At 34.4% G+C, this 12,590-nt stretch carries 15 protein-coding genes; 6 read left to right on the top strand and 9 right to left on the bottom strand.

The window, feature by feature from the left end:
* Nucleotides 1-41 precede the first annotated feature (41 nt).
* Entirely contained in the window at nt 42-425 is a 384-nt protein-coding gene (locus HH304_RS12930; protein WP_169682297.1) for a DUF1987 domain-containing protein, read from the top strand.
* Nucleotides 426-485: 60 nt separating this feature from the next.
* On the opposite strand, the gene groL is transcribed toward HH304_RS12930, so the two are convergent.
* The gene (gene groL, locus HH304_RS12935) at nt 486-2,120 is read right to left on the bottom strand and encodes a chaperonin GroEL (RefSeq protein WP_169682298.1); all 1,635 of its coding nucleotides are present in this window, start codon (nt 2,118-2,120) and stop codon (nt 486-488) included.
* 31 nt (nt 2,121-2,151) lie between these two features.
* Nucleotides 2,152-2,430, bottom strand: coding sequence for a co-chaperone GroES (locus HH304_RS12940; RefSeq protein ID WP_169682300.1), 279 nt, complete (start codon nt 2,428-2,430; stop codon nt 2,152-2,154).
* Nucleotides 2,431-2,655: 225 nt separating this feature from the next.
* On the opposite strand from HH304_RS12940, the gene HH304_RS12945 reads away from it, so the two are divergent.
* Nucleotides 2,656-3,369, top strand: a complete 714-nt coding sequence (locus tag HH304_RS12945) for a hypothetical protein (protein WP_169682302.1) — start codon at nt 2,656-2,658, stop codon at nt 3,367-3,369.
* A gap of 50 nt (nt 3,370-3,419) precedes the next feature.
* Here HH304_RS12945 and secG read toward each other — a convergent pair whose 3' ends face one another.
* The 6 genes from secG to HH304_RS12975 form a co-directional block, all read right to left on the bottom strand.
* A complete protein-coding gene (gene secG, locus HH304_RS12950) occupies nt 3,420-3,752 on the bottom strand; it encodes a preprotein translocase subunit SecG (RefSeq protein ID WP_169682304.1) in 333 nt (110 codons plus the stop codon).
* Nucleotides 3,753-3,757: 5 nt separating this feature from the next.
* Nucleotides 3,758-4,918: a tetratricopeptide repeat protein gene (locus HH304_RS12955; RefSeq protein ID WP_169682306.1), complete on the bottom strand. Its 1,161-nt coding sequence runs from the start codon at nt 4,916-4,918 to the stop codon at nt 3,758-3,760.
* A 36-nt stretch (nt 4,919-4,954) separates the two neighbouring features.
* Nucleotides 4,955-5,488 carry an LptE family protein gene (locus HH304_RS12960; protein WP_169682308.1) on the bottom strand — a complete coding sequence of 178 codons (534 nt, stop codon included), beginning with the start codon at nt 5,486-5,488 and terminating at the stop codon, nt 4,955-4,957.
* Nucleotides 5,472-6,782 carry a sigma-54 interaction domain-containing protein gene (locus tag HH304_RS12965; protein WP_169682310.1) on the bottom strand — a complete coding sequence of 437 codons (1,311 nt, stop codon included), beginning with the start codon at nt 6,780-6,782 and terminating at the stop codon, nt 5,472-5,474. The genes HH304_RS12960 and HH304_RS12965 overlap by 17 nt, the downstream gene beginning before the upstream one ends.
* An 11-nt stretch (nt 6,783-6,793) precedes the next feature.
* Nucleotides 6,794-8,275 carry a tRNA (N6-isopentenyl adenosine(37)-C2)-methylthiotransferase MiaB gene (gene miaB, locus HH304_RS12970; RefSeq protein WP_169682312.1) on the bottom strand — a complete coding sequence of 494 codons (1,482 nt, stop codon included), beginning with the start codon at nt 8,273-8,275 and terminating at the stop codon, nt 6,794-6,796.
* A gap of 131 nt (nt 8,276-8,406) precedes the next feature.
* Complete coding sequence (locus HH304_RS12975) at nt 8,407-9,180, bottom strand: YceI family protein (RefSeq protein ID WP_169682313.1); 774 nt, start codon at nt 9,178-9,180, stop codon at nt 8,407-8,409.
* A 73-nt stretch (nt 9,181-9,253) separates the two neighbouring features.
* Between HH304_RS12975 and HH304_RS12980 the strand changes: the two genes are divergently transcribed.
* Nucleotides 9,254-9,766, top strand: a complete 513-nt coding sequence (locus HH304_RS12980; RefSeq protein WP_169682315.1) for a gamma carbonic anhydrase family protein — start codon at nt 9,254-9,256, stop codon at nt 9,764-9,766.
* Here HH304_RS12980 and HH304_RS12985 read toward each other — a convergent pair.
* The gene (locus tag HH304_RS12985) at nt 9,756-11,144 is read right to left on the bottom strand and encodes a M14 family zinc carboxypeptidase (RefSeq protein ID WP_169682317.1); all 1,389 of its coding nucleotides are present in this window, start codon (nt 11,142-11,144) and stop codon (nt 9,756-9,758) included. The two genes, HH304_RS12980 and HH304_RS12985, sit on opposite strands and share 11 nt — an antisense overlap.
* A 37-nt stretch (nt 11,145-11,181) precedes the next feature.
* Here HH304_RS12985 and HH304_RS12990 point away from each other — a divergent pair, with 37 nt between their 5' ends.
* From HH304_RS12990 to HH304_RS13000, 3 genes are read left to right on the top strand one after another with little or no spacing between them, the layout of a single operon-like run.
* Complete coding sequence (locus HH304_RS12990) at nt 11,182-11,697, top strand: DinB family protein (RefSeq protein WP_169682319.1); 516 nt, start codon at nt 11,182-11,184, stop codon at nt 11,695-11,697.
* 37 nt (nt 11,698-11,734) lie between these two features.
* Nucleotides 11,735-12,073: a phage holin family protein gene (locus HH304_RS12995; protein ID WP_169682320.1), complete on the top strand. Its 339-nt coding sequence runs from the start codon at nt 11,735-11,737 to the stop codon at nt 12,071-12,073.
* Nucleotide 12,074: 1 nt separating this feature from the next.
* Nucleotides 12,075-12,566: a hypothetical protein gene (locus HH304_RS13000; protein WP_169682322.1), complete on the top strand. Its 492-nt coding sequence runs from the start codon at nt 12,075-12,077 to the stop codon at nt 12,564-12,566.
* Nucleotides 12,567-12,590: the final 24 nt, after the last annotated feature.

Consider the following 12,590-nt stretch of genomic DNA (forward strand, 5'->3'; position numbering starts at 1 on the left):
TATTTATATCTTTCAGTTGAAAATAATTCATCAACGACTGAATGAACAATTTGCAACTTAATATTACTCCATCTCAGAGAACTCCATCAGTAGATTATAAAGTTGAAGATGATAGAATTTCAATTTCGGGTAGACTTATACCTGAAAATGCAATTGAATTCTTTCATCCGCTATTTGAATGGGCAGATCAGTTTTTTAATAATCAGGATAAAAAGCGATTGGAAATAAATATCAACCTTGATTATTTCAATACCAGTAGCAGTAAATGCCTCATTGAGTTCTTTAGGAAAATGGAAATTTGTCAGAATAATGGCAAGTCTATAAATGTTAATTGGATATATGATAAACAGGATGAAAGCATGTTTGAAACTGCAGAAGATTTCATGAATGTAATCGATCTTCCTTTTGAATTAAAACCTATTTGATCAGATACATAAAAAAAGGCTACCATTTGGTAGCCTTTCTAATTAATATGGAATTTTCAATTACATCATTCCTGGCATTCCACCACCCATTCCTGCTGGCATTCCACCACCTTTTTCATCTTCCGGATCATCAGCAACTACACATTCAGTAGTTAATAGAAGTGAAGCAATAGAAGCAGCATTTTCAAGTGCTAATCTGGTTACTTTAGTAGGGTCAATAATTCCGGCTGCAAATAAGTTTTCGAATTTATCTTCTCTTGCATTATAACCGAAGTCACCTTTACCTTCTTTAACTTTCTGTACGATCACAGATCCTTCACCACCAGCATTAAATACTATAGTTCTTAAAGGTGCTTCAAGTGCAGAAAGTACAATGTTAACACCAGTAGTTTCGTCTTCGTTATCTCCAGTTAAGTCCTTAATAGTCTCAACAGCTCTGATTAGTGCAATACCACCACCAGGAACAATACCTTCCTGAACAGCAGCTCTTGTTGCATGAAGAGCATCATCTACACGGTCTTTTTTCTCCTTCATTTCAACTTCAGTAGCTGCACCAATATAAAGGATTGCAACACCACCAGAAAGCTTAGCAAGTCTTTCTTGAAGTTTTTCTTTATCATAGTCAGATGTTGTATTCTCCATCTGAGCTTTGATTTGATTTACTCTTGCATCGATTTGCTCTTTATCACCAGCGCCGTTAACAATAGTAGTATTGTCTTTGTCGATGTTTACCTTCTCTGCATGACCAAGCATATCAATTGTTGCTGCGTCAAGCTTGTATCCTCTTTCTTCAGAGATAACTGTACCACCTGTTAATACTGCGATATCCTCAAGCATTGCTTTTCTTCTATCACCGAAACCAGGAGCTTTAACAGCAGCAATTTTAAGCGATCCTCTGATCTTGTTAACTACAAGAGTTGCAAGAGCTTCTCCTTCTACATCTTCAGAAATGATCAATAAAGGCTTGCCAGTCTGAGCTACCTGCTCTAAAACAGGAAGTAAATCCTTCATTGAAGAAATTTTCTTGTCATAGATAAGGATATATGGACTCTCTAGCTCAGCTTCCATTTTTTCAGTGTTAGTCACGAAGTAAGGAGACAAGTAACCTCTGTCAAACTGCATACCTTCAACAGTTTTAACTTCAGTTTCAGTTCCTTTAGCTTCTTCAACTGTGATAACACCATCTTTACCAACTTTATCCATCGCATCAGCAATCATTTTACCGATTTCTGAATCGTTGTTAGCAGAAATAGTACCTACCTGAGCAATTTCGTTTGAGTCATTAATGTTTTTTGAGATATTTTTAAGCTCAGCAACAACTTTTGCTACTGCTTTATCAATACCTCTTTTAAGATCCATTGGGTTTGCACCTGCTGCTACGTTTTTGATACCAGCATTAAAGATTGCCTGAGCAAGAACTGTAGCTGTTGTTGTACCATCACCTGCATCATCAGCAGTTTTTGATGCTACTTCTTTTACAAGCTGAGCTCCCATGTTTTCTACAGGGTCTTTAACTTCTATTTCCCTTGCAACAGAAACACCATCTTTAGTGATAGTAGGAGCTCCAAATTTTTTGTCAAGGATTACATTTCTACCTTTTGGACCTAATGTAACTTTTACTGCGTCAGCAAGAGTGTCAACACCCTTTTTAAGTTTTTCTCTAGCAGCAGTGTTAAATAATATTTCCTTAGCCATATCTTTTTAATATTTTTTTTAAACCTTTAAATTAAAGAATTGCAAAAATATCTGATTCTCTCATGATCAGATAGTCACCTCCATCAACAGAGATTTCAGTACCGGCATATTTTCCGTATAATACTGTATCACCTACTTTGACAGTCATAGGCTCATCTTTTTTACCATTACCTACAGCTACAATTGTACCTCGTTGTGGCTTTTCCTTTGCAGTGTCAGGAATGATAATACCAGATGCTGTTTTTTCTTCCGCTGCAGCAGGTTCTACCAGAACTCTGTCTGCCAAAGGCTTAATGTTAAGTTGTGACATATGTTTGTTGATTTTAAGCGTTGTTATTGCTAAATTTTACAAGGTCGATTATACACAATATGTGCCAATTTGATTTTTTAGATTAGATCAGTCATTTTTTCACTTTTTAGCACGATTTATGTCAGATTTAAATTATAGATAATGACAAAAGTGACATATAGACAGGGCGAGTTAGTGAAAAATTGTCAGTATCAGGTTATATGTACTATTTAAATTTTTAATGTTATGAGAACTTTAAACCCTAATTGGATAACTGAAAGTCCGATCGATTTTGAGTTTAAGAAGTATACTCTTTTAGCATATCTTCAACGAATTGAGCGGTCGTTTGATGAGTATAAATTATACCCTGCTTTTTCTGATTTAATTTTTCATTACAAGAACCTATATCAATTAAAGGAAAATAAAGATCTATTGAAGGATTCATTTCCAAAGGAGATTTCTAAGGAAGATTTTATTAAACTCAAATTGGTTTATAAGCAATTGCTTGAAGATGATGATTTGATTAATGCCATTGAAGAGTTAATACATTTTTCTATTCCACAAATGAAAATATGGCTTGAAAGAGGAAGAGAAATATATTTGTCAGTACAGGATTCAATTAAAATGGAGCCAATTGGAATTTTACCTCTCTATAAGGATGAAGGGTTTTTGATAATTCAAGTAATAGAGGGTTCATTTAAAGTTTTTAGATATAAAACGGGGATTTTTGAACGGCCTGATGATAACTATAGAGGTTTAAATGTAACGTTTCTTTCTGATTTAAGATTAGGGATAGGGGAGACGATTGAAAATTATAAATTGAAATTATCAAGGCAACATAAGGATTTGCCTAATCCGGCTGTGTTTTATATTCATTCTAAAAAAATGCTGCCATATGACGAAACTCTAATGCCGGTTATTAAAATGAACTTCCTGAGTTATATTTCGCATGCATCATAAAAAAAGCCCTGACTATTTTTAGCCAGGGCTTTTTAATTAATATTTTAAAATTATTCTGCTGAATCTCCAGGAACGATTATTTCATTGCTTTGAGGAGCTGCAGAAGGAGCTGCTTGATCTTGAGCTGCTTCAACGTTAGTACTTTTCACAGTGCTTTCACCTTTTTCAATAAAGTTTGCACTAACTAGAGCCATGGCTACGATAAAAACCAATAATACCCAAGTTGTTTTCTCAAGTAGGTCAGTGGTTTTTTTAACACCCATCATTTGATTTGCTTGTCCAAAAGTTGATGACAAGCCGCCGCCTTTTGAATTCTGAGCCAATACAACCAACACCAATAATACGGCAGCGATAATAATTAAAGAAAGAATTAAAATATACATGTTTTTTAGTTTTCCAGCTTACTAATTTGACTTGCAAAGTAAGCCTTTTTTTGCGGATATTTCCAAATTAATTTTTTATAAATTTCGATTGCCTTCTGAGTTTTTCCTTGCTTCGCATAAATGTTTGCAAGTGTTTCTGAAACTAGATTCTCATTTATAGAAGTACTTTCTTTTGATAAATCTTTTACATTTTCATCTTTAACATCATCAGGCTCATCTGTTTTAAACCTGTCAAGGCTAGGACTGTTACTAATAAATGAATCAATAATGTCTTTCTGACGATCTTTTTTGCCTTTATTTTGTGATGAAGGACTTGCTTCGGCCTTTTTTTTCAGGCTTTCTAAAATCGATCCTTTTTGCTTTTCTTCAGATTCAGTTTTTTCTATTTCTGTATCTGAATCATCCTTTTGAATATCAGCTTCAGAAGTCGTTAGTTTTTTTTTTTCTACCTCTTCGGTGTCATCATCAGCTTTAGTTTCTTTGGTATCACTTTCTCCCATGGTTTCTTTAAGTGATGCCAAATTAGCCATTAGTTCGCTATAGATGTCGTTTTCTGGTTCTTCTTCCTCTTTCTCAGGCTCTTCAACTATATGATTAGATTCGGATATCTGTTCATCATTCTCATTCTCTTCTTCTTCAGAGGTAGTAGAGTATGAATAACCTGATGTCCAACTGCTTTCATCATCAGATTCTTCATCTGTAGTTGAACTTTCTTCCGATTCTTCTTCTTCTTCTAAATCATTATTTTCAACTTCATAAGTTTCGTCTGTCGTTGATTCGGTTTCTTCTTCTTCATCTGAAGTTTCAACAATATTAGTTGTTTCCTCTTCAACATTGTTTTCTACAACAATTTGAGCTTCTTCTATAGAATCCTCATCTGAATCTGAAAATTCATTATTATTTTCAACTTCCTCTGTCTCTTCAATATTAGATGAGCTTTCCATATATTGTTTCAAGACATCCCGATCATTAGTGTAAATAGCGGCCTTATGAAGATAGTCCTGAGCATCATCTGCTTCTTGATGTTGCTTCACCTTAGCTATTAACATATGCAATGCCTGATAGTATGGATACGAATCAGATAGTTCCTGAATTTCAGTTAATTGCTCTGAAGAAACATTCTCAGGATTGTTAAAATAATTAAATAAATCTTGTTTTGAAACCATGAAATTTTAAGTCTTAGCTTAAAAAAATAAAAAAAATCACCAATTAGCAACAGAAGCATTAAAAATATCCAATATTATCTGTTCTGTAATGTTATCAACATACTGTTGTTCGTTGGAATTCAGTGGCGCAGTATTCGGATCATAGTCTTCATAAAAGCTAAATGAGCGGTTATTAAAATTCTGGGTCTCATCATATGTATTTATGAATGTTGCCGTCACTGTAATAGTCAATCTTTCTTGTGCAGCCTGATCAACATTGTTATTCCCGGTACCTGCACTCACACCTCTTAATGATGCTCTATATCCTGTTATTGAGCCTTCAAGCTGTAAATCACCTCCGTAATCTACAATTGAAAGATTAGTGTTCCTCTGGAAATATTCTTTTAATTGTTCTGTGAACTGTTGAGCAATTGTTGGAGGTCCCTGACCGGTATCATTAAAAAATGTACTTATTGATATTGTCTTTACCTCTGGCCCAATACTAATGCCTGTAAATGAATAATTAACCGAACATGAGTTTAGGATAAAAAATAAAATCAAAAACAAATATTTGCTATGCTTCAATTTCATATTGTTTGATTTTTCTATAAAGTGTCCTTTCTGAGATTCCAAGATCTCTGGCAGCGTATTTTCTTTTATTGTTATTTTTTCTCAAAGCCTTGATGATCAGTTCTTTTTCTTTATTTTCTAAAGAAAGATTCTCTTCTTCCTCTTCGGTCTCGTGATATATGTCTTCGTAATATTCTACGTTATCATCTTCTTCCAATTCTGTATCACTGATATTATCATTGTTGTGTATAATATATGGTGATTCTTTTTCGGTTAAAGCAGGCTTAGGGGGTTCAGAATTTTCCTTAAACCCGGGAATTGTCGACCTGAATTTTACATCTTCAAACAATTCTTGATTTTCCTGTAATATCTTGGCGCCATCTTGTTGATCATCTAATAAAGAGACTACCAGTTTTTTAAGTTCAGTCATGTCTTTTCGCATATCGAAAAGCACTTTGTATAGTAAATCTCTTTCATTGAGCCCTTGAGAATTTTCATTTCTGAATATCGCTGGGACGTTTCTGGTGCTATCCGGCAAATATGTTGCCAATATTTCAGAAGAGATTATTCTATTTTCTTCTAAAAGAGATATCTGTTCGACCAGGTTTTTTAATTCTCGGATATTTCCAGGAAAACGATATTTCTTGATCAGTTCCTGAGCTCCGGGATCAAGTTCAATTGGTTTCACTCTATATGCCTCGGAGAAATCTGAAGCAAATTTCCTGAATAGTAAAAGAACATCATCTCCTCGATCTCTTAAAGCAGGAACATATATAGGTAAGGTATTTAATCTGTAATATAGATCTTCTCTAAATTCACCTTTTTCAACAGCTTCCATCAAATTTACATTTGTGGCAGCTACAACCCTAACATCGGTGGTTTGAACTTTTGAAGATCCTACACGAATGAATTCTCCATTTTCAAGTACCCTGAGAAGTCTTGACTGGGTTGGTAAAGGCATTTCTCCTATTTCATCAAGAAAAATAGTTCCACCTGTTGTGACCTCAAAATACCCTTTTCTACTATCGGTTGCTCCTGTGAAAGATCCTTTTTCGTGTCCAAATAATTCTGAATCAATGGTGCCCTCGGGTATTGCCCCACAGTTGATAGCGATAAATTGTCCGTGCTTTCTGTGGCTAAGTGAGTGAATGATCTTTGAAAAAGATTCTTTACCACTACCACTTTCTCCTGTTATAAGCACGGTCATATCAGTTGGTGCCACTTGAATAGCCCTTTGTATAGCATGATTTAGCTCAGGACTATTTCCAATGATACCATACCTCTGTTTGACACTTTGTATTTCAGATTGGTGCATTTTATTTTGCTTTATTCAACAACTTCTCCAAAAAGTGTTGCAGGAGTACAGTCATTAACTAACACATTAACGTATTGTCCTTTCTTGTAATCTCCCCTAGGGAAAATAATAACTTTATTTTCAGAATTTCTTCCCTGAAGTTGTTCTTCACTTCTTTTTGATGTCCCTTCGATAAGTACTTTGTGAACTTTTCCGATGGCCATTTTATTACGTTCGAGTGAATGTTCTCTTTGTTTATCTATTATTTCCTGAAGACGTTTTTTCTTTGTCTTCAAAGGGATGTCATCTTCGTATTTTTTAGCAGCAAGTGTTCCTGGTCTTTCGCTGTAAAAGAACATGTACGAGAAATCATACTTGACATAATCCATTAATGTCAATGTTTCCTGGTGTTCTTCTTCAGTTTCTGTACAGAATCCAGCAATCATATCCGATGAAATACCACAATCTTCACCAATTATTCTTCTGATAGCATCTACTCTGTTTATATACCAGTTACGGTCATAAGTTCTGTTCATCAATTTAAGAACTCTGCTGTTTCCGGATTGTGCAGGAAGGTGAATATAATTACAAATATTCTCGTATTTTTTAATTGTTTCGAGAACTTCATCTGTAATGTCTTTAGGGTGGGAAGTACTAAATCTCACTCTTAAATCAGGGTCAATATTTGCCACCATCTCGATCAGGTTAGCAAAATTCACAATTGAAACTTCCTCTTCCTTCTTTTCTTTTCTTTCAAGTCGACCTTTATTGTTTTCTATTGGCGACCATTTATAAGAATCTACATTCTGCCCAAGTAAGGTTACTTCTCTATATCCCTTATCGAATAATTCTTTGGCTTCAGCTACAATTGACTGTGGATCTCTGCTTCGTTCTCTTCCACGAGTAAAAGGGACAACACAAAACGAACACATATTGTCGCACCCTCGCATTATACTTATAAATGCAGATACACCATTGCTATCTAATCTGACAGGGCTGATATCGGCATAAGTTTCTTCTTTAGAAAGGAAAACATTAACAGCTTTATTGCCCTCGTCAACCTGCTTTATAAGCGTCGGTAAGTCTCTGTAAGCATCAGGTCCAACAACCATATCAACGATCTTCTCTTCTTCAAGAAGCTTGTCTTTTAATCGCTCAGCCATACAGCCCAAAACTCCGATCATCATGTCCGGACGTTCTTCTTTGACTTTATTGAATTGAGCAAGTCTGTTTCTAACGGTTTGTTCAGCCTTTTCCCTGATTGAACAAGTATTTAAAAAGACTACATCGGCTTTAGAAAAGTCGGAGGTAGTATCAAACCCTTCCTTTTTCATGATAGAAGAAACAATCTCACTATCACTGAAATTCATTTGACAGCCATAACTTTCAATATAAACTTTTCTGTTATTGCCTGTATTCTCTTCTTCACTAACCTTTACGCCGCAAGCTTCTTCCGACTGCTGCTGTTCTTCAGTTATAAAATCAATATCACTGATCAACTCTTGCTTACTCATATTTTTAAAGCTGTTATCCAAAAATCAATATGCAAAACTACAAAATTGAATTTATAATTTATGACAAAATGTCAGCAAAAAGAAAAGGGTAGCCTATTGACTACCCTTTGATTTAAATCTTTATTGATTAATTACTGAGCTGCAGCAACATCTCCTGCTTGAGTAGCTACAAGATTGATACCTACATTTACAGTGTTGTAGATGAATTTATCTTTAGCTTTATCAGCAACGCTAGCTTCGTCACCATACATTAATCCCCAGTCAGTTCTGTCGATGTTAAATTTAGCTTCGGCAGTTACTTTATCTCCTTCTACTGAAACAGAAGCAGGGAAAGCAATATTTTTAGTTGTTCCTCTCATTGTAAGGTTACCACTTACCCAGTGAGTAGGATTTTCAATCATGAACTCTTCAGCATTAGCTGGTTTGAATTCAGTTTCAAACTGCTCTTTTCCTTCAACTTTCATTGTTTCAGCATCAAAAGCTTTAACTTCAGTAATTTCAAATGATGCAGTTGGGAATGAATCTGCAGCAAAAAAATCTTCAGACATTAAGTGTCCAGTTAGTTTGTCATTCATGTCATCTTCTTTGTTTGGATCATTTTCAAGATCTAATACTTCCAAACCTTTGATGTTCATAGTGAATGAACCACTAGTAATTGTTCCATTTTCAATAAATAATTCTCCTTCAGTTACCGGAATCATACCATTGTGTTTTCCAGTTGGTTTACTTCCGATCCATGTAACCTTACTTTCGTCGTTTGCAGCGAATCTTACTGATGAAACACCAGCTTCAGCAGCTTCTTGTTCTTCACCTACTACAGCATCTCCTGAATTTGAGTTTCCTCCGCAAGCAGAAAGCATTAATGCTGTAATTGAAGCAAAAGCAATACCTTTCAAAATTTTCATAACAAATGTGCTTTAATTAATTTTATTGGTTTAACGACAAAGTTATACTTTTGTTTAAACAAATTTCAAATAAATGGGAAATTTTTTATCAATTCAAAACATTCAACCACAAGTAGGACAGCAGTGTTGGTTTGCTCCTAATTCATATGTAATAGGAGATGTTGAAATGGGTGATCAATGTACTGTCTGGTTTAATGCGGTAGTAAGGGGCGATGTAAACTCAATCCGGATTGGCAATAAAGTAAATATTCAGGATCAGGCAGTAATTCATTGTACATATAAAAAGTATGATGTTGTAATTGGAGACAATGTTTCAATAGGTCATGGAGCTATAGTACATGGATGTCATATTGAAGACAACGTTCTGATTGGAATGGGTGCAATTGTAATGGATGGTGTTAGAGTAGAAGAGGGCGCTGTTGTGGCCGCAGGTGCAGTAGTATTGGCTGGAACCATAGTTGAAAAAGGGACCATATATGCTGGAGTCCCTGCTAAGAAGGTAAAAGATGGAGGAGATAATATGAAGGAATTAATTGAGCGAACCGCAAACAATTATCCAATGTATGCTTCCTGGTTTAAAGAGTAACCGGGAAGCTTACACCATTAACGACTATATATTTAGTCTCGTCAGTATCTATTTTTTGAATTAAGAACGTGGCAGGGCTTAATTTCTCAGGACTCCAGTCATCATATAGCGGAAGAATGTTAACAGGAAGTGAAGTAGACTCTCTGTTGAGGGAAAGGGTTTCCAGCTTTATGTTTCCAATGCCTTTTTTATGGAGGTCTTTGAAATTAAGTTTCTGTACATCTTCAATATCGGAAATTGATTTTCCATAAGTATTTACTGGTTTGATTATACAGTCTGTAGCATCAATTTCTACAAATCCTTTCGACGTACTTAAATCACCTAGCTCTGAAATAAAACCGAAATAGTAATATTTACTGTTTCCTTGCCAAACCATTTCTCTTTTAATTCCGATATCAGCAATGAAGTTATCATTACCGATATTAAGTGTTGCTTTCCTAATGATAAGATCGAAATAGAATTCAGATATTGATGATAACTTATTATAGTTTAGTAAATCTTCTTCCGAATATGAGATTTCGTTTGTGAATAAGCATGAAATTAATAGCGATAGAAAATTTAATTTTCGAAGTTTCTCTTCATTTTCATCGCCCGGAACAAATCCTGATTCAATAAGTACCAATCCCGAATCTTTTGCTTGGAAATTGTCACCAAATGCTCTAGGCTCAAATTTATCGTCATACTTTCCAATTGGAATTTCATTATTTTCAAGAGAGTTTATTTCATTTATAATCATGTTGATTAATGAAATAGCTCGTTTTCTACTAAGAGTTAGTGTTCTGTTTTTATCAGGAGCAGTTGCTAAAAATGATAATTCGACATGTTTAAGAGTGTCCTCACAACCGTAGTACTTACTTTGGTTGTGCATGTTTAATGAGTATTTCGGTTGGAAATTGTCAAATACCTTTTTGAGAATTTGAGATTCTGGAGCTGTTAATCTTAATGCATCTCTGTTTAGGTCAATATCCCAGGCATTTTCTCTGGTATGATGCGCTGCACCATCAGGGTTTACCATTGGAATTATTAAAAGGCTACAAGTGCTTTCAATAAAGTCGATTACCTCTTTATATTTATTTCGGTTATTCTGAATAAAATAGAAGAAATCGATTACAGCTCTTGTTGCAGTTGGTTCATCACCATGCATTTGGGTCCAAGCCATTATTTTTATTGGTCCGTTACCAAATTTCACACCATATATTTCTCTTTTCTCTACAGAACGGCCTAGTTTTTCTATGGAAAACAGGTTTTCGTCTAAATTGAGGATTTTAGATTTGACAAAATCATATGAGGGGAACCTTAAATTATTTTCAGGATCCTGTAAATGATGAAAATCATTATAAATTGATTTTAAAAATGCATCTTTAGTATCTTTCCTCATATTTTAATTTTATTCAAAACCTATTTAATATTGAAAAATGAATATTCAGAAACCCACTAAGGATGAGTATCCGGAGTTTTATCAATCATATATTGAATCTGTCCCTGATGATGTGACCCAATTTCTTGAAAAACAGTGGGTCGAAATTAAGACATTTATGGCAAATACTTCCAAATCAAAGCTTAATTACCGCTATGATATTGGTAAATGGACAATAGCGGAGGTGTTTGGGCATATTGTTGAAGTTGAAAAAGTTATGGGATACAGGTTTTTAGCCTTTTCAAGGAGAGATGTTAATTCTATTCCTGGTTTTAATGAAGATCAATATGTATCCGAATCAGTATCAAATAGAATGAAACCTGAGGAATTAGCGGATTGGTGGTATTTCGAGCGTGGAGCAAATTTAAATTTACTAAAATCAATTAATGAAGAGAGTTTGAATTTTATTGGTAAGGCTAATGAATTAGAGATTAAAACCAGTGCTCTGCCATATATTTTAGCAGGTCATGCTCAACATCATGTCAATATTTTGCATGAACGTTATGGAATTTGATTATATTGATAATTAATACAAAACCGTCTGAAAATATATGAAATTCATCTTCAAAATAATTATTACAGCGCTGGCTGTATTTGCGGGAGCATATATAATTCCTGGAGTTCACACAGAAAGCTTCTCTGTAGCCCTAATTCTAGCTTTAGTTTTAACTGTTTTAAATGTTACTATTAAGCCATTATTGGTAATATTAACTATTCCAATTACCATTGTAACACTAGGGTTATTTTTACTGGTAATTAATGCCTTAATAATTTTACTTGCAGATTATTTGGTAAGTGGCTTTTCAGTAAGTGGGTTTTGGACAGCATTGCTTTATTCTATTGTAGTTTCGATAATGGTAAGTATTTTTGAGTCGTTTGATAAAGATTAATATGAAAGATTTAATAGAAAAAATTAAAAGTGAGAAAAAAGCCTATCTCATTAATGATGAAGAAGAGAATTCTCCTGATTTTGTAAATTTCTTTTTCATTACTGAAAAAAATGGTGAAGAGGAATTAGTCAATGCTGTGTTATACACGCTAGAAATGTATTATCAGTCTGAAGTTTTTGCTAAAGCGGAAGATGAAACCTTAAAACGTTATCCTGAATACGAAAAATTACAGAAAGGAAAGGAGCTTCCTGAACAAAAGACTGAGGAAATTGAGATGTTTCTAACAGAAGTTATGGATCAAATTGAGGAAGACGGAGAAATTCAGGTTAGTGAACATGTGTTTGAAGAAAATGAAGATGGCGTATTGATGGTTGAAGCTGGTTTGAATATGCCTGAAGTTACTGAAACTGAGATTATGAATTTTATTAATAACTTTAATAATGATAATCTTAGTTTAGATGATAGCTTGTACTCATTTGAGCTCGATGGTTAGAATTCGGAACATTTTTAAAGTTTT

This window comes from Marinigracilibium pacificum, from assembly GCF_012926615.1.
Lineage (GTDB): Bacteria > Bacteroidota > Bacteroidia > Cytophagales > Cyclobacteriaceae > Mangrovivirga > Mangrovivirga pacifica.